The organism is Faecalimonas canis (assembly GCF_054601575.1).
The window spans coordinates 46994-63883 of sequence record NZ_BAAHSI010000036.1; the positions used below are offsets into that span (position 1 = coordinate 46994).

The window sequence follows — 16890 nt, forward strand, 5'->3', positions numbered from 1 at the left end:
AATTGTTATAGTTCATCAATATTCTCCACTACTCTTCCATCTCTCCAGATACGCTCCAAATCATAGAAAAGTCTGTTATCTTTATCAAATACATGAACAATAATATCACCAAAATCAAGCAGTACCCAGTTACCAAGACCGTAACCTTCACGCTGTTTTAATGTATATCCTGCTTTTTCAAGTTTTTCTTCTACATTCTCTACAAGAGCGTTTACCTGACTTTCATTTGTACCGTTGGCAATAATGAAGTAGTCCGCTAAAGTAGAAATTTCAGAGATGTTTATTACACGGATGTCCTCTCCTTTTTTCTCTGATAAGGCTTCATATGCCAAACGTGCCATGTTTTTTGCCTGTTCCATTATTTTTCCTCCAATCCGAGTTGGTTTTTATAAAATTCGTAAGTGTCTTTTGTAAGTACATCAATGATACTATTCTGATTGTTCTGAAGGTAATGTAATATGTCACCGGAAATCTGCAACATACATTGCTCTATATTTTCAAATGCCAATCTGCGTACAAACGGCAGATTTTCAGCATGATGTCTTGCAGGCTCAATATAGTCGGCAACATAAAGAATTTCTTCTAATATGGTCATATTTGGGCGTCCTGTGGTGTGATACGCTATGGCGTTTAAAACGTCCTCGTCAGTTACTTCATATTTTGTTTTTGCCAGATATGAACCAAGTTTCGCATGAATCAATGCCGGATTTTTTTCTTCACTTTCAGATAACGAGATACCATTTTCTCGGCATAACTGTTTTTGTTCATCGATTGATAAACACTTTGCACAGTCATGAAGAAGTCCGGCAAGCATTGCTTTATCTAAATCTACATTATACTTCATTGCCAATGCTCCCGATGTGTACATGACGCCTAATGTATGCTGAAAACGTGATGTGGTTAATACTTCTTCCAACATTTTTTCGATTTCTTTTAATGTTTTCATTTATTTCACCTCGTATAATCTGTGAGTTTCGATATATTCCAATACTTTGCGAGGAACAAGAGTGTCAATATTCTCGCCTTTTTCTCGTTTCCTACGGATATCACTGGAAGATATATCTATAAGAGGCATTGTCAGTAGTTTGATTTCCGCATTATATTTTTCGGTTAAATATTCAATCTGTTTATTCATTTTACTCATATCTTTATCATCTCTACAGGCGGCAAGTATGGTACACGCTTGTAATACTCTGGCAGGTTCTTTCCAAAATTCAATTGTAAAGAGTGAATCTGCTCCAATAATAAAGTAAAATGTATCTCGTGGATATAGTTGACGTAATTTTTCTAAAGTTTCATAAGAATAAGAGTGCTTTTCGTCTTCTATTTCAAATGTACTTAAGCAAAATTCGTCTTTATTTTCGATTGCTAGTTTAACCATATCCAAACGGAAATCTACGTTAATTTCTTCTGATTTATGAGGCGGGTTTCCGTTCGGCATAAACCAGATTTTATCTAACTGAAAATTGTCATAAGCATATGCACCGAGCATAAGATGACCATTGTGTATTGGGTCAAAAGTTCCACCTACAATTCCAATTTTCATATGATTACCTCTCTTGCACAATTATTATTTTGGCAATTCAATTTTCTTTTTATCGTCTTTTCCTTCTTTATACAAAACGATTTTTTTTCCAATAACCTGTACAACCTGTGAATGAGTACGTTCTGCAATTATAGAAGCAAGTTCTCGCGGATCATCTGCACAGTTTTTTAAAACACTGATTTTAATCAATTCTCGTGCAGTTAAAGCCTCTCCGATTGCTTCTGTAAGCGCAGGAGTCATACTTGATTTTCCGATTTGGAATATAGGGTCCATTGTCATTGCAAGACTTTTTAAATAGGCTCTTTGCTTTGTTGTCATTATTATTCTCCTTATTTCTATTTGTAATAATCAAACTGTAATCCGTACATACGAACAGTGTCGCCTTCCTGAATACCGGCATTTTCAAGTTCATCCAAGATTCCCGTATCTTTAAGGAACTTTTGAAAGAACGCAAAACCTTTTTCTGAATCCAAGTTCGTGTATCCGAGCATTTTTTCAATTTTCGGTCCTTCTACAACATACATATCGTCTTCTTTTTCGACTGTATATGGTAAATCGATATGAATTAATTCTTCTTCAGGGAAATATTCCTGCTCAAATACAATTGTTTCCTGATCTAATGTTTTTAACTGTTCGCTTACATAATAAAGCAATTCACGGATACCTTCTCCAGACACACCGGAAATAGCAAATACTTTAATTCCCTGTGGTTCAAATTCTTTTCGGATTTTTTCAACGGGGTCTTCATCCTCAGTATAAATTGCATCTATTTTATTGGCTGCGATTACTTGAGGACGTTTGGCTATATCTTCGTTGTATGCTTTTAATTCTGCATTAATTTTATAAATGTCATCAATCGGATCTCGTCCTTCGGTAGAAGCTGCATCCACAACATGAATCATCATTTTTGTACGTTCAATGTGACGCAAAAATTCATGCCCCAGACCGATTCCTTCAGAAGCACCTTCAATAAGCCCCGGAATATCTGCAATAACAAATCCATCAGCACCGTCAATATCCACAACGCCTAAGTTAGGGTTAATTGTTGTAAAGTGATAGTTGGCGATTTTAGGATTTGCATTAGTTACTCTTGATAAAAGAGTGGACTTTCCAACATTAGGAAAACCGATAAGTCCTACATCGGCGATTACCTTTAATTCTAATTTTACCCAAAGTTCCTGAGCAGGTTGTCCCGGTTGAGCATATTTAGGAATCTGCATTGTAGATGTGGCAAAATGCTGATTTCCAAGACCGCCTTTTCCGCCTTTTAAAATAACCTGTCGTCTGTTATCTCCGGACATATCGGCGATAATTTTATCTGATTCTGCTTCTTTGATAATCGTTCCTTCAGGTACTTTCAAAATAATATCTTCTGCATTTTTCCCGTGACAACGTCTTTTACCACCCTGTTCACCGTCTTTTGCAACATATTTTCTTCTGTGACGGTAATCCGCTAGAGTATTAAGTCCTTCATCTATTTCAAAAATGACATCTCCGCCACGGCCGCCATCTCCGCCATCAGGACCACCGTTTGGTACATATAATTCTCTTCGGAAACTGACATGACCATCGCCGCCTTTTCCTGAGCGTATATAGATTTTTGCTCTATCTGCAAACATATTTTTATTTCCTTTCTATATTTTATATATCGTCTATATCAAAACAAGGCTCCAAACCTAAAGATTTGAAGCCCATGTTATTCATTATTATTCAGCTACTGGATAGATAGAAACCTGTTTCTTATCTCTTCCTTTTCTTTCGAATCTTACAACACCGTCAACTAAAGCGAATAATGTATCATCTCCACCACGTCCTACGTTAAGACCTGGGTGAATTTTAGTTCCACGCTGTCTGTAAAGAATATTTCCAGCTTTTACAAATTGTCCGTCAGCTCTTTTCGCACCTAATCTTTTTGATTCGGAATCTCTACCGTTCTTTGTAGAACCAACTCCTTTTTTATGAGCGAAAAATTGAAGGTTTAATTTCATCATGGCTTACACCTCCTCAAATGTTAAATCAATATACTCTTCGTAACTTTCGTCACTTGCCATTTCTCGTAAACCTAATACCATGGCTTTCAGTAATAATGTTGCTTCCTTTTTCGGTCTACCCTCTATCTTGTAATCAATATAACCGGATTCTTCGTCCGATACTAAAGAAGTCTTCTCTTCAGTAAATTTTTCAATAGAATTAATTGTATTAATCACAAGTACGGAAACAGCAGCGCAAACAATATCTTGTCCATGCTCACTGTAACCTGCATGACCTAATGTCTTGAAACCAACATACTCATGCTTTTCGTTTTTATAAATTGATACCTTAATCATTTACGACACCAATTTTAAATTAAGCGTTGATTTTTTCAATCTTAACAGCTGTATACTGCTGTCTGTGTCCGTTTTTCTTATGGTATCCAGTTTTTCTTTTATACTTGTAAACGATAACTTTTTTTGCTTTTCCATCACCAATTACTGATGCTGTAACTGTAGCACCTGCTACTGTTGGGTTTCCAACTTTTAATTCAGAATCGCTTACTGCAAGTACCTGGTCAAATGTAAAAGTTTCTCCAGCTTCTACACCAAGTTTTTCTACTTTAATGATATCGCCTTCGGCTACTTTGTACTGTTTACCACCTGTTGCTATAATTGCGTACATATGGCACCTCCTATTTATCATTACTCGCCAACTTCGGTGTTCATTTACATGAAACTTATAACCTCGTTGTGCGGCATACCGTTGTATTATAGCATCTCTTTTTATATACGTCAACCTATTTTTCGATTTTTGTCATTTTATTGTAACAATATCCAATAATATCTTTTCGTGTTATGATACCAATGAAATTTCCCTGATCATCTACAACGGGAACAAAGTTTTGATCCATGGCCTTTTCGACTAAATCTTCTATGGCGGCATTAATGTTTACTGCTCTATAGTCAGTTCTTCTGTCAATTTCGGTGATTGGTATTAATTCCGCCTCTTTTAAATTCAAATTATATTTATTTTTAATCCCCAAAAGCAAATCACCTTCGGTAATACTTCCAACATACTTACCGTCTTTGTCAATCATGGGGATAGAGGAATATTTATGATATTCCATTTTTTCAATTGCCTGCCTTAATGTGTCTTCTTTATGTATAAATGCAATTTCGCTTTTCGGTTTCAAAAAAAATAATATATTCATTTTATACCCTCTTATTTTGTTTCAATTATTTATCCTTTTAAAATTTTGTCAGCAGTTTCCGGTGTAAATACAATCCCCTGTATACCTAACTCTTCTGCTGCCCTAATATTTTCTTCTCGGTCATCAAAAAATATCGCCTCAGCAGGAGAAATATGATATTTTTCCAACAGACGTTCATAAATTGTTTTGTTTGGCTTGATACATTTTTCTTTAAAAGAAAAGATTCCACCATCAAATCTATCTAAAAAAGAAAGAGTTTCTTTTGTTCTCTCGAATAAGTATTCTGAATAATTGGAAAGAAAGAAAATGTGAAATCCCCTTTTTTTGAAAAATTCTACTAATTCCAATGTATAAGGAAAACGATAAACACACCCGTCTAGATTTTTATAAACCCTGCGAATTTCTTTTTCATATTGGGGAGCATTTTCAATAAATAATGATAACCATTGTTGTGTATCTGCACCTTTATCTCCTTCTTCCCAGTCTTCATTTAAAAACATAGCATTTGCAATCGTATGGAATATTTTTTCATCAAAGGAGAACGTTTTCAAATAAGATTGCCAATCATATTCAACAAGAACTTTTCCTAAGTCGAAAATTACAGTTGTTTTTTTCATATTAAAACCTCCCTACGAAAATACTATATCGGCAAATTCTGCACGAACAACATCTGCCAAATCATGTGGGGAGAGTTTTAACTGCAATCCTAATTTACCGCCGCTTACAATCATTTGTGGCAAATCAAATGCTGATTTGTCTATAACTGTCGGAAACTGCTTTTTCATTCCAATGGATGTACATCCTCCGCGAACATACCCTGTTAATTGTGTTAAATCCTTTAACGGAAGCATTTCCAAAGATTTTTCTCCTACAGATTTTGCTGCTTTTTTAAAATCTATTTCTTTTTCAATCGGAAGAACGAACACATAATGTGACTTACTCTTCCCGGTTGTAACAATTGTTTTATAAACGATTTCATGCGGTATTCCAAGTTTGTCAGCAATATGTATACCATCTATAAATTCGTGACATTCATAGGTCATTGTTTCAAATGAAATTTTGCTCCGTTCTAATATACGGACAGCATTTGTTTTTGCTTCTTTTTTCGCCACAAAATTACCCCCTTATACTTTCATGTAATGGTTTTCGGACCTTTTTTCGTGTAATTTCAACTAACTGCAATTTCGTAACATCCACAAGAACAGTTTGAATAGGATCCTTTCTCAAATATCCTTTAAAATAATTTATTAATTCTTCCCATTTTTCTTTATCATCTAAATTAATAAAATCAACCACAATGATTCCGGACAAATTACGCAGACGAATTTGCTTTGCAACTTCTTTTGCCGCTTCCATATTGATTTTCATATAAACGGTGTCATCTTTTTTCTTACCAATACATTTACCTGTGTTTATATCAACAACGGTCAATGCTTCCGTCGGCTGTATAACAAGATATGCCCCTGATTTCATCCAAACACGTTCTTTTAATGCATTTTGTATAACACTTTCAATACTATACAATTTTGCAAGAGGGAGTTGTTTGTCTTCATATAATTGTAATTTGTCTAAATTCGCAGGTTGTTCTCGCTGCAAAAAGGAATATACATTGCTGTAAATTTCTTTATCATCAATTAAAATATCTGTAAGACCTTCCTGATAAATGTTTTTCAAATCCGTAATATACGGCTTTTCATTTTCTTTTATGCAGGAGAAACAAACACGAGTAGGAGCAATGCGAAAAAGATGTTCGTATTCAGAAATAAACCTTTCGATTTCTTCAGTGATTTCGCAGACTGCTGCTCCCTTCGCATTTGTTCTTAAGATAAATCCGTATTCTTTGGAGCGATAATTTTCCATAAATTCTTTTAATTCTTCTCGTTTTTCTTTATCAATTTTAGAAGAAAAACTGATACGGTTATCTCCGACAGTTAATACGCAATATTTTCCCGTAAAACTAATTTTTCTTGTTACTGTAGGCTGTTTTGTTTTTATGGCTTCTCTGCTAATCTGTACGACAAATTCTTCTCCGACACGAATAGGTTCGCTGCTACGCTCGGTCATATCATAATAACATTCTACACCCTTATCAATCTCAATAAAAGCAGCATTGATATTAGAAACAATTTTTTTAACTTTTCCGATATAAATATTTCCAAGTCGATATTTCTCTTCAATATTACTTATATGAATTTCAACTATCTCATCATTTTCTATAACGGAGGTGATTATATCTTCCTCCCGTTTTGTCATTATCAGTTTACGCTTCAATTTTTGTTCCCAAACTTTCTAGAGAAACCAGTTCTCTATTTTCTTCCGTACCAACATCAGCGTATACTTCCAAACGATGATGAGAAAATGTTAATGAAGACATATCTATTCCTAAATATCGTACAAATGCTTCCATAACCAATCCCGGTTTTAAGTTCTCTACGCTTCCTGTTGCAACAAGAGAATAAATAGAATCTTCTCTCACTTCAAATCTATAAATCATTGGTTTAATGTTGACTTCTTTTTCACTTTTTTTTGTTTTTTTTGTGATAAGGATTTCATCCTGTGAAATAAAATCTTTTGCTTTTTCTTTCCAGTCAACCGGCAATTTTCCACTTTTCACAGAAGAAATATAGTCTGCAGCGGAAACAATTGCCATTCCTGTCTTTTTTTTATCTTCGGAAATTTCTACAAAACTTACAATTTCCATTCCCTCAACCATAACATCATTCAGACGCTTTACCGCAATATCGGAAGAAATCGGTTCTGTCAATTCAATATCGAAATATTCTCCATCGCTTGTCACTCCTACACCAAGGGGATTTGCAAAGGACATAATCATATGCGGACTATATCCGCCTGAAAAAGCAATTGGAATATCTGCTCTTCGCATTGCTTTTTGAAAATATCGCATAATATCAAGATGTCCGATGAATTTCATTGCTCCATATTTTTTAAATTTAATTCTTGCCTTCAACGCAGACACCTCCTCCATAAATTGCAGCACCGCAACCGGAACAACCCATACGACAGTTTGGTGTGACTTTTCCTTCCATTGCACGAGTCCATTCGCGTATCAGGAACTTTTTAGTTACGCCGATGTCAATGAAATCCCATGGGAAAATTTCATCTAATTCACGTTTGCGTAAATTATAAAAACTAATATCAATACCTGTTTTTTCAAAAGCCTGCATCCATAAATCATTTCGGAAATATTCAGACCATGAATCATACAGACAGCCCAGTTTGTAAGCTTCTAAAAGTACTTTTCCGGCCTTTCTGTCACCTCGTGCAAATACGCCTTCCAACACGGTAACATCTGCTTCATGCCAGTTGTATTTTAAACTTTTTTTATTTAACTGTGCTTTCATTTCGTTATTAACAATATGTGCTTTTTCGATATACTCCTCACTTGTACACATAGTTGCCCACTGAAATGGAGTAAATGGTTTTGGCACAAAGAAAGATGTACTTGCGACAATCTGACATTTTCCATTTCTTTTTTCTTTTGGTACCTCATAATAGCGTTTAGCAACTTTTTCTGCCAAATGCGCAATTTCTTTCATATCTTCTTCTGTTTCAGTAGGAAGTCCAAGCATAAAATATAATTTTACTCTGGACCAACCGCCCTCAAAAGCCTGTCCGGCTCCTTCTAAAATGATTTCTTCCGTAAGTCCTTTATTAATAACATCACGCAATCTTTGTGACCCTGCTTCAGGTGCAAAAGTAAGACTGCTTTTTCTAATGTCCTGTACTTTTCCCATGACATCTAATGAAAATGCATCAATACGCAGTGATGGAAGGGAAATATTAATCCCCTTTCCCTTAAATTCTTCAATCAAAAATGTCACAAGTCCTTCTAACTGTCTATAGTCGCTTGAACTTAAGGAACTTAAAGAAATTTCTTCATGTCCTGTATTTTTAAGCATTTTATAAGCATAATCTTTTAATTTTTCAAGATTTTTTTCTCTTGTCGGACGATAAATCATACCTGCCTGACAAAATCTGCATCCACGAATGCACCCACGCATTATTTCCAGAACAACTCTATCCTGTGTCACCTTAATAAATGGTACAACGGGTTTTTCAGGATAAGGACTCTCACTTATATCAGAAACCATCTGTTTATGAATTTTTTCTTTTGCATGAACATTATTTGGGGTGAAGGATAAAATAGTACCGTCTTCTTTATATTCCACATCATAAAAAGCAGGTACATACAGTCCGTCAATTTCTGCTGCCATTTCCAAAAATGTTTGTCTTGAACCGCCATTTTTCTTATTTTCTTTGTAAGCGTCAAATAATTCATTGTAGACAGTTTCACCTTCTCCGATATAGAAAATATCAAAGAAATCTGCCAATGGTTCCGGATTATATGTGCAAGGTCCACCTCCGATAACAATCGGATCTTCTTCTCCACGGTCTTTTGCGAAAAGAGGAATTTGGCTTAAATCCAATACCTGTAAAATATTCGTATAACACATTTCGTATTGAATTGTAATTCCTAAGAAATCAAAATCTTTAATAGCGTCCTGTGATTCCAATGCAAAGAGAGGAATATGCTGTTCTCTCATGATTTTATCCAAATCCACCCAAGGAGAATATACTCGTTCGCACCAGATATCTTCACGGCGATTGAACATATCGTAAAGGATTTGGATTCCTAAGTGGGACATACCAATTTCATACACGTCCGGAAAGCACATAGCGAAACGGATATCCACCTCGTTCTTATCTTTCATCACCGAGTTCACTTCGTTCCCGATATAGCGGGCCGGCTTCTCGATTTTTAGTAATATTTCATCATTTAAAGCTAGTTTTCTCATATTTCTCCTTTCGTTTTTGTCTAATATATACCACAAAGTAATCTTCTTTTCTTTTTCGATTTTCACGAAAAATAGCTGTTTTTTTTGATTTTCAGGGACGCTTTTCAGTATGAAAAATGCTGTTTTTCACCTGATTTTTGCCCTTGCGTAACAAATTTACTTTTTTCTACTGTGCAACACTATGCATAATCATACACCATTTTCATAGTCTTGCATAAAATACATAGCACTGCATAACATAATTCAATACTATAAATCACTTATTTTGCAATTAAATTCTTAAAAATTTTGTCCTGCTTTTTCTATCATTTAACACCCTATATGAGAATATGATATTATTTGATATAAAGCAGCAGATAACATTCTGAGACAGCATGCTAACCCATCATATTATATGCTTTTTGCAGAAGGAGTTCAAGCAAATTCTGGTTTATCTTCTCCAAGTTTTTCAAACAACTGCATATTTTCCTTTTTTCGAATTTCTAATTCTTGAAAAATTCTGAATATTTTAACCCTAAAATTTCACCCTTGCGTAAACCTACAAACAAAGCCAGTAAAATCTCTAAATAAACAGAATGGTATTCTTACGCCGCTTGAAGCAATGTCCGTATCTGCTTTTTAGAATAAAGTACCTATTTGGTAGGTGCTTATATGCTTTCTTTTGCCATAAAGCACCGTAACATAATTGATTTGTGTGTGTCAATACCTGCATCTATGTTTGTAAACATGGTTTAGTTTCCTTCATCTAACCAATGGGCGAAGAAAGACTTGGGAATACGATAAATATTTCCAATTTTTATAACTTTGGATGGTTAATCTGAATTGAATTTATTAAAACCTAAAAAATCTTTCCAACCACCCATCATAAATGTTAAACTGTTTTTTACCAAAGTCAAAAATGCCAATGCCCGTAAAACGCCCTTATATTTTTCACTATCCAGACAAATTTCATATTCGCCCCAAAATATGTTTTGCTGTAGACCAGATTTTTGATGGTCCGTTTTTGCTTTGCATATTATATTCTACGTAGGATAATCCTGCTTTCACATTTGCTTTAATCTCCTGTTCCACCTTTTCTTGAAAACAAAAATCACCAAGACAAGAAAAAATATCATCTACAGTAAGTGGATAATCAATTCTGCTCCTTTCTTTATAAGAAAAGGCAGAAGAATATTCTAATCCCTCTGCCTGTGTTGCTATTATCTTAAGCAAACAAATTCTACCATTTCCTGTGGATAATGGATCCTCCCTTCCCCCTGACATTGCACAATCTTCCCTCCTCTCCAGTCAACAGTAAAAAAGGAGTATCCGAATCTGTTTTTTTCTTTCCGTTTTATTTTCTAGTTTTTGATACTCCCGAAAAATCTTGTCGTCAACATCTTTGAAATTTTTTTGAAACAGAACGTATCGGCTTTTCACTCCACGATTTAGAAATAAAGATATTACTTCTAAACTATTCTCCCAATCAAACTATCTTTGTCCTTGTAATTGTTATAAAGTATGTACTAATTCAAACAATAGCATCGTAATATCATTTTTTGAACATAACGGTTACATACAATATAGTTCTATTTAAAATCATCTTTCCTTAAAAGAGAAAAATTTTTCGAAATAATTTAATCTTATATTTATAACACAAAGCGTTCAGAATTTTTATTCATCTAAACACTTCTTCATCATATGACGAAATTTGTGCCAAATCATTTAATAAATTCTACTTTACATCTAAATTTAGGAATCTATCGACCATTCATTATAATCGTATTTTTCCTACCTCTAAAATTTTTCCATTTAATCTTTAATTGAAATATAATACTTCTCTTTGAATATATCCTTTAAATTTACTTGTCGATATGTTTCTTTTCTATAAGTAATAATGAGACATGTTCTATTTTTCCCACCATGTTTTTCGATATTCACTAGGCGTCCGCCCATACTTTTGTCGAAAAACTCTATTAAATGTCCTCTGGCTTTCAAATCCAGCTTCCAGATAAATATCTGTAATCCTTCTATCCGTATTTTCCAACAAAGAGGTCGCATAATTTAAACGAATTTCATTTAAGTATTGGTTGAAATTTGTATGAAAAATACCTGAAAAAATTTTTGATAGGGCAAACTTATTAGTTCCCAGAGCTGATGCCACTTTCCTAAGTGTAAGTTCCTCTTGAAAATGTGACAACAGATAGGTCATCGCTGCATATATCAGATCATTACTCCCCACACTGTCTTTTTCTATGAATCGGAATGTTTCCCTGCACCGGTATAATATAATCTGCAAATAAGCCTGCCCCACAACCTCACTGACTTTCTGATCTTTTATCAGACAACTCAGGGCGTTTTTAACTTCTCTATGTAAATCTGCGCTGGCAATCACCGGGTTTTCCGGACATTTCTTCTGAAGAAGCGCCATAAACGGACCACTTAGTTCCAAAGAAGCATAAAACTGGTACACCTCATTTTTCCCCTTTGAAAACACCTGATAATGATGAATCAAATCTGGAAAAACAATAGCAAAATCCCCCTTTTCCATATGATACAACTCATATCCAATGCCAAGCTCCACCTCCCCTTTTGTTACATATACCAGTTCTATGGCATTGTGAAGGTGAGGGGGAACATGATGTGGTTTTTTCCTTATCATACTGAACTTTTCTTTTTTCTCTTCATAAGACGGCTGCATGATATTTCTTTCCCCTCTCAAGAATTGGCTACATTTCTTTTTAATATGGCACGCAGGTTTTCTGCCCATCCGATATAATAAACTCAGTAATCAGGAAAGGAGGAAAACCAGAATGAAAAAACTGATGAATTACTTACAGAAAGTCATGAATTTTTATGCGGTTTACTTCAATCATGCATACCGTCTTTCATAGACTTTTCCTGTAAAAGTTTCTCATTTGCCTTCTCTACATTCATCTTTGCCATAATAGCGGTAATGATAAGCGTAATTACTACTGGAATCCATAAATACATGATCTGCAGCATCTGGATACAGGAATCAGACTGTACAGCCAGTGTGCCATCAAAGCCACTGAAATCCAGAAGCCAGCCGGTAATGGCAATTCCAATTCCACCGCCCAGCTTAATACCAAGAGAAGTACAGGAATACATGGTTCCGTCTACTCTTTTATGCTTTGTGAGATATGTATATTCTGAGCAGGAGGCAATCACAGCATTCATATCCCCCTGCCATGGTCCCATACCAAAAGCTGCAATGCCAGTAAATAAAAGCATCAGTGGCACACTTCCCAGATAACCGGCTACTACGACCAGGGCTCTTCCAATCGTTCCAATCACGTATCCTGTAAGGTTCAGTTTATACATTCCTCTCCACTTTTCCACCAGCATCGGTGTAATGAGCAATGCAATAATCAGTGGAATATTAATGGCCCAGGAAAATACACCATACAGATTTTCATTGAACAGGATATACGTCATATAGTAAATACCCAAATTCAGCATAGCAGTATAAATCTGCTGAAGGATATAGGTAGCACAGATCATAACATAGTATTTATTGGTAAACAACAGTTTTGCAGCATCCAGAAGGGAATATTTTTCATCATTTCCGGATTGTTTCCCATCATTTAATTCTTCTTCCGCTAATTCCTTTACAGAAAGTACAGAAATCGTATTGACAATCAATCCAATTACTGCATAGATAATCGCAACTGTTCTCCAGCCGGCAGCTCCGCCACCCATCCATTCTACAAAGCCAATAGTCAGAGACTGAATCAACAGACTTGTGGAAAAAGCAAAAATGAAGCGATAAGAACCCATCTGTACACGTTCTTTACTATTCTTTGTTACCAGGGCTGTCAGAGCAGAATACGCAATATTATTCGCTGTATAAAATACTGCATTTAACAGTGTATACGCAATAAAAAACCAGGCATACTGTGCAAATTCTCCCATATTTGCAGGTATTGCAAAAATAGCGACTAAGGTTACGGCACAGCCAATATAGCCATAGAGCATCCAAGGTCTTGCTTTTCCCATTTTACTCTTTGTTTTATCAATCAGGGTTCCCAAAAAAACATCCGTAATTCCATCGAATAACTTAGATACGGCAATCAAGGTTCCAATAATTCCCGGATTTAATCCTACTGTATTGGTAAGATAAATCATGACAAAAGAGGACAGGAACACATACACGACATTTCCTGCAATATCCCCAGAGCCATACCCAACTTTGTTATACCATTTTAAATACGTTTTCTCTTTCATGTGTTCCTACCATTCCTTCCCAAATAAAAACTTCATATCAAATGTAAAGGTTTCTTCTGTAAACTGGTACTCTTTCCGTAGTTCCGGACCACAGCTGTTGGAACCAATGCCGTTCTGTGCATAATCCAGACAGACAATGGTACTTCCCGATTTTTCCAATTCAAAATTGTGTGCCTTTCTCGTCAGTTCTTCCTGTGAGTAATAAGACACATTGAAGGAAAACGGCCTGGAAGATACTGCTGTAACGGTCTGATTCTCCTTTTCCAACATCAGATAATCACAATCTGTATGGCTTCCATTCTCCTGCGGGCAGATATAATCTTCATGCTGTTCCTCTACCGTTGTATCATACAATCCATGGCTGCAGGAACGGCATTTATCCCGATAACTTTCGTGCGGTCCCAATCCATAAAATTTCAGATTTTCATATTCTCCCCTCAAAAACAGGCGGATGCCAAATCTAGGAAGCTGCGGAAATTCCCTATCCTTTTTGACGTGCATTTTGACAGATATTTCTCCTGTCCTGTAAATCTTCCATACGGCCTCTATATCCAAAATCTTCTGAATTGCTACTGCAGCCACGGACACCGTACTGTAAATCCGAATTCCTTCCCCATTCATTTCCCAATGAGTATCATAAGCCCTGGCTTTGCTCCGGTCATATCCGGCATCTATCCATTCTTGTTTGATCTTCCGGTCATTATCCGTAGGTGCTCTCCAGATATTCAGTTCCATAGAGGTTTCCAGAAGTTCCTCTCCATCTACACTTAATTGCTCAAATAAACCCGAAAGTTTATTGTAAACATAGAAGAATGTATCTGACCGGATGGAAAGAAAACGATCTGTTTCAGAAACCTGTACCTCTGCTTCTTTCTGTTCCTGAGTTTCCAACAAAGCTGTTGCCTGCTGGTTTCTTCCATCCTGATTTTTCAAAAGGATTTCATCAAATCCCATCCTACTGCCCTGCGCCATAACACTGGTACCGTGCTTTAAATGATAAGATACTTTCAAATAACATTTTCCGCTGTCTGGAACGGTAATATCCAACAAAATAGTTCCTTTCTTGTGAGGCAGTACAGACTCCTGCAAAATGAACTGTTTTTTCTCCAGCAGCTTTCCGTCACAGTTTACTTCGTATACCAAATAGATATAATCCTTTAAATCCACATAGTTCATATAGTTTTCCAGACACAGCGCCCCTGTTTTCTGACAGAAAGACACCACTCTTGCCGGACGGTACACATTCTGGTATTCCAAAAGCCCTGTATGGGGTGTTCTGTCCGGATATACCAGGCCGTCCATACAGAAATTCCCATCATGGACTTCTTCTCCAAAGTCACCTCCATAAAGGTACTTTTCTTTTCCATTAGCAGCCTGTCCCTGATAAATGGCATGGTCGCACCATTCCCACACAAAGCCGCCGCAGAGGACATCATACTCATAAATTATTTGAAAATAGTCTTCTAAATCTCCCGGTCCATTTCCCATGGCATGACAGTATTCAATCAACAGGAGAGGTTTGTCCGGTTTTTTGTCCATATATTCCTGAATTTCTTCCAGGGAAGGATACATCCGGCTGAAAATATCAATGTTACTGTAATCATATTTCCTTCTGTCGCTGCGATAAAAAGAACTTTCATAACAGGTGAGCCTTGTAGAATCAAACCCTTTTGTCCATTTTAAAGCTTCCTCAAAAGTACAGCCATAACCACATTCATTTCCCATAGACCAGATAATAATACAAGGGCGGTTCTTTTCCCTGTGTACACAAAGTTTTGTACGATCCAGAGTTGCCGGGATAAATTCCGGGTTGTCCGAGATCCGTTCATTCCATTTCCTGCTTACATTTTCCCAATTGGAATCTTTTAAATACTGGGACTGGGTTCCATGACTTTCATTGTCTGCTTCTGCAATCACAAAGAATCCATATTCATCACAGAGCTGGTAAAAATAAGGCACATTCGGATAATGGCTGCTGCGGACTGCATTGAAGTTGCTTTCTTTCATCATCTGCAGATCCTTCTTCATCTGCTCCAGTCCAATCACAAACCCTGTTACTGGATCGGAGTCATGACGGTTCACCCCTTTGAATTTGATGGCGGTTCCATTTACATAAAGGACTGCATCTTTGACACAGATTTCCCGGAGGCCAATCCGGTCTGTAATCACTTCCCCTTCCGTTTCCAGAACCAGAGTATATAAATACGGCTGTTCCGGATTCCACAGATTTGGCTCTTTTACAAGAATTACTGCTTTATGTGTATAAACAGTACCTGTATTTTCCTGAAATACCTGAGAAGCAATCTCCTTATGTTCTGCATCATACAAAGTAAGTTTTGTTGGCACTGCCTTTCCCTGATAACTAGCCTGTACTGTAATTACTGCCTGTTCCTCCTGGATTTCGGTAGTTGTAAAGTAGTCATAGACCACATTTTCCGGGCGGTTCACAAAATACACATCCCGGAAGATTCCACTCATTCGAAATTTATCCTGATCTTCCAGATAAGTTCCATCACACCATTTCAGAACCAGTATCGCCAGCGTATTCTCCCCATTTTTCAGAACTTCCGTCACATCAAATTCACTTGTGGCATGGGAAACCTGACTGTAACCTACATACTTTCCATTTACCCAGACATAAAAGCAGGAATCCACCCCTTCAAAATTCAGATATGCTCTGGGCGCCTCCTCTGGTATTTCATAGTAAAATTTCCTGACATAGGCTCCGCATGGATTCTCCTGTGGAACATAAGGCGGATCCAGTGGAATCGGATACCTCACGTTAGTATACTGGTGGCTGTCATATCCGTAATTCTGCCACACCCCCGGCACCTCTACCTGTGTAAATCTGCTGCAGTCATATCCTTGTTCGTAAAATTTTTCCTGCAAATCGTAGATACTGTTAAAATACTGAAACTCCCATGTTCCATTCAGACAGATAACCCGATCTGAAGAAAAACGATCCTCTACCAGTGGTCCCATATCATGGGAAGCTGGCATATAATATGCTCTGCTGGGCATAGTGTTTTCATGCATTATTTTTAAGTCCTCGTAATGTCTTGGCACGATCATAATATTTTCCCCCTTTATTTTTATGATTTTTCCTTTGGTTTATC

General features: G+C 36.4%; 18 protein-coding genes. All 18 read right to left on the minus strand.

Annotation, left to right across the window (positions count from 1 at the left end):
• Positions 1-5: 5 nt before the first annotated feature.
• On the minus strand, positions 6-359 hold the full coding sequence (gene rsfS, locus ACYPXO_RS10050) for a ribosome silencing factor (protein WP_459640433.1): 354 nt from the start codon (positions 357-359) through the stop codon (positions 6-8).
• A complete protein-coding gene (yqeK, locus tag ACYPXO_RS10055) occupies positions 359-946 on the minus strand; it encodes a bis(5'-nucleosyl)-tetraphosphatase (symmetrical) YqeK (RefSeq protein WP_459640434.1) in 588 nt (195 codons plus the stop codon). Before yqeK ends, rsfS begins: the two co-directional genes overlap by 1 nt.
• A complete protein-coding gene (gene nadD / locus ACYPXO_RS10060) occupies positions 947-1546 on the minus strand; it encodes a nicotinate-nucleotide adenylyltransferase (RefSeq protein WP_459640435.1) in 600 nt (199 codons plus the stop codon).
• Between the two features lie 24 nt (positions 1547-1570).
• Positions 1571-1864: a ribosome assembly RNA-binding protein YhbY gene (gene yhbY / locus ACYPXO_RS10065; protein WP_459640436.1), complete on the minus strand. Its 294-nt coding sequence runs from the start codon at positions 1862-1864 to the stop codon at positions 1571-1573.
• A 17-nt stretch (positions 1865-1881) separates the two neighbouring features.
• Positions 1882-3165 (minus strand): GTPase ObgE, encoded by a 1284-nt coding sequence (gene obgE / locus ACYPXO_RS10070; RefSeq protein ID WP_459640437.1) that lies wholly within the window; start codon positions 3163-3165, stop codon positions 1882-1884.
• An 87-nt stretch (positions 3166-3252) separates the two neighbouring features.
• Positions 3253-3537 (minus strand): 50S ribosomal protein L27, encoded by a 285-nt coding sequence (gene rpmA / locus ACYPXO_RS10075; protein ID WP_459640438.1) that lies wholly within the window; start codon positions 3535-3537, stop codon positions 3253-3255.
• A 3-nt stretch (positions 3538-3540) separates the two neighbouring features.
• Positions 3541-3873, minus strand: coding sequence for a ribosomal-processing cysteine protease Prp (locus tag ACYPXO_RS10080; RefSeq protein WP_459640439.1), 333 nt, complete (start codon positions 3871-3873; stop codon positions 3541-3543).
• A 19-nt stretch (positions 3874-3892) separates the two neighbouring features.
• Positions 3893-4201: a 50S ribosomal protein L21 gene (gene rplU, locus ACYPXO_RS10085; protein ID WP_459640440.1), complete on the minus strand. Its 309-nt coding sequence runs from the start codon at positions 4199-4201 to the stop codon at positions 3893-3895.
• A 115-nt stretch (positions 4202-4316) separates the two neighbouring features.
• Positions 4317-4730, minus strand: a complete 414-nt coding sequence (locus ACYPXO_RS10090; RefSeq protein WP_459640441.1) for a CBS domain-containing protein — start codon at positions 4728-4730, stop codon at positions 4317-4319.
• A 29-nt stretch (positions 4731-4759) separates the two neighbouring features.
• On the minus strand, positions 4760-5347 hold the full coding sequence (locus ACYPXO_RS10095; protein ID WP_459640442.1) for an HAD family hydrolase: 588 nt from the start codon (positions 5345-5347) through the stop codon (positions 4760-4762).
• A 12-nt stretch (positions 5348-5359) separates the two neighbouring features.
• Positions 5360-5842, minus strand: coding sequence for a Cys-tRNA(Pro) deacylase (gene ybaK, locus ACYPXO_RS10100; protein WP_459640443.1), 483 nt, complete (start codon positions 5840-5842; stop codon positions 5360-5362).
• A 4-nt stretch (positions 5843-5846) separates the two neighbouring features.
• The gene (locus tag ACYPXO_RS10105; protein WP_459640444.1) at positions 5847-6983 is read right to left on the minus strand and encodes a ribonuclease E/G; all 1137 of its coding nucleotides are present in this window, start codon (positions 6981-6983) and stop codon (positions 5847-5849) included.
• A 7-nt stretch (positions 6984-6990) separates the two neighbouring features.
• Positions 6991-7698: a TIGR03936 family radical SAM-associated protein gene (locus tag ACYPXO_RS10110; protein ID WP_459640445.1), complete on the minus strand. Its 708-nt coding sequence runs from the start codon at positions 7696-7698 to the stop codon at positions 6991-6993.
• Positions 7682-9547 carry a TIGR03960 family B12-binding radical SAM protein gene (locus ACYPXO_RS10115; protein WP_459640446.1) on the minus strand — a complete coding sequence of 622 codons (1866 nt, stop codon included), beginning with the start codon at positions 9545-9547 and terminating at the stop codon, positions 7682-7684. Before ACYPXO_RS10115 ends, ACYPXO_RS10110 begins: the two co-directional genes overlap by 17 nt.
• A gap of 948 nt (positions 9548-10495) precedes the next feature.
• Positions 10496-10810, minus strand: coding sequence for a hypothetical protein (locus ACYPXO_RS10120; protein ID WP_009262008.1), 315 nt, complete (start codon positions 10808-10810; stop codon positions 10496-10498).
• A gap of 625 nt (positions 10811-11435) precedes the next feature.
• Positions 11436-12227, minus strand: a complete 792-nt coding sequence (locus ACYPXO_RS10125) for a helix-turn-helix transcriptional regulator (protein ID WP_459640447.1) — start codon at positions 12225-12227, stop codon at positions 11436-11438.
• Positions 12228-12394: 167 nt separating this feature from the next.
• Positions 12395-13774, minus strand: coding sequence for an MFS transporter (locus tag ACYPXO_RS10130; RefSeq protein ID WP_459640448.1), 1380 nt, complete (start codon positions 13772-13774; stop codon positions 12395-12397).
• 6 nt (positions 13775-13780) lie between these two features.
• Positions 13781-16846, minus strand: a complete 3066-nt coding sequence (locus tag ACYPXO_RS10135) for a glycoside hydrolase family 2 TIM barrel-domain containing protein (protein ID WP_459640449.1) — start codon at positions 16844-16846, stop codon at positions 13781-13783.
• Positions 16847-16890: the final 44 nt, after the last annotated feature.

Coding starts and splice junctions, on each gene's coding strand:
- obgE (WP_459640437.1), bottom strand. CDS start 3,165: ATGTTTGCAGATAGAGCAAAAATCTATATACGCTCAGGAAAAGGCGGC.
- rpmA (WP_459640438.1), bottom strand. CDS start 3,537: ATGATGAAATTAAACCTTCAATTTTTCGCTCATAAAAAAGGAGTTGGT.
- ACYPXO_RS10090 (WP_459640441.1), bottom strand. CDS start 4,730: ATGAATATATTATTTTTTTTGAAACCGAAAAGCGAAATTGCATTTATA.
- ACYPXO_RS10080 (WP_459640439.1), bottom strand. CDS start 3,873: ATGATTAAGGTATCAATTTATAAAAACGAAAAGCATGAGTATGTTGGT.
- ACYPXO_RS10115 (WP_459640446.1), bottom strand. CDS start 9,547: ATGAGAAAACTAGCTTTAAATGATGAAATATTACTAAAAATCGAGAAG.
- ACYPXO_RS10095 (WP_459640442.1), bottom strand. CDS start 5,347: ATGAAAAAAACAACTGTAATTTTCGACTTAGGAAAAGTTCTTGTTGAA.
- rplU (WP_459640440.1), bottom strand. CDS start 4,201: ATGTACGCAATTATAGCAACAGGTGGTAAACAGTACAAAGTAGCCGAA.
- ACYPXO_RS10120 (WP_009262008.1), bottom strand. CDS start 10,810: ATGTCAGGGGGAAGGGAGGATCCATTATCCACAGGAAATGGTAGAATT.
- rsfS (WP_459640433.1), bottom strand. CDS start 359: ATGGAACAGGCAAAAAACATGGCACGTTTGGCATATGAAGCCTTATCA.
- ACYPXO_RS10135 (WP_459640449.1), bottom strand. CDS start 16,846: ATGATCGTGCCAAGACATTACGAGGACTTAAAAATAATGCATGAAAAC.
- nadD (WP_459640435.1), bottom strand. CDS start 1,546: ATGAAAATTGGAATTGTAGGTGGAACTTTTGACCCAATACACAATGGT.
- yhbY (WP_459640436.1), bottom strand. CDS start 1,864: ATGACAACAAAGCAAAGAGCCTATTTAAAAAGTCTTGCAATGACAATG.
- ACYPXO_RS10125 (WP_459640447.1), bottom strand. CDS start 12,227: ATGCAGCCGTCTTATGAAGAGAAAAAAGAAAAGTTCAGTATGATAAGG.
- yqeK (WP_459640434.1), bottom strand. CDS start 946: ATGAAAACATTAAAAGAAATCGAAAAAATGTTGGAAGAAGTATTAACC.
- ACYPXO_RS10130 (WP_459640448.1), bottom strand. CDS start 13,774: ATGAAAGAGAAAACGTATTTAAAATGGTATAACAAAGTTGGGTATGGC.
- ACYPXO_RS10105 (WP_459640444.1), bottom strand. CDS start 6,983: ATGACAAAACGGGAGGAAGATATAATCACCTCCGTTATAGAAAATGAT.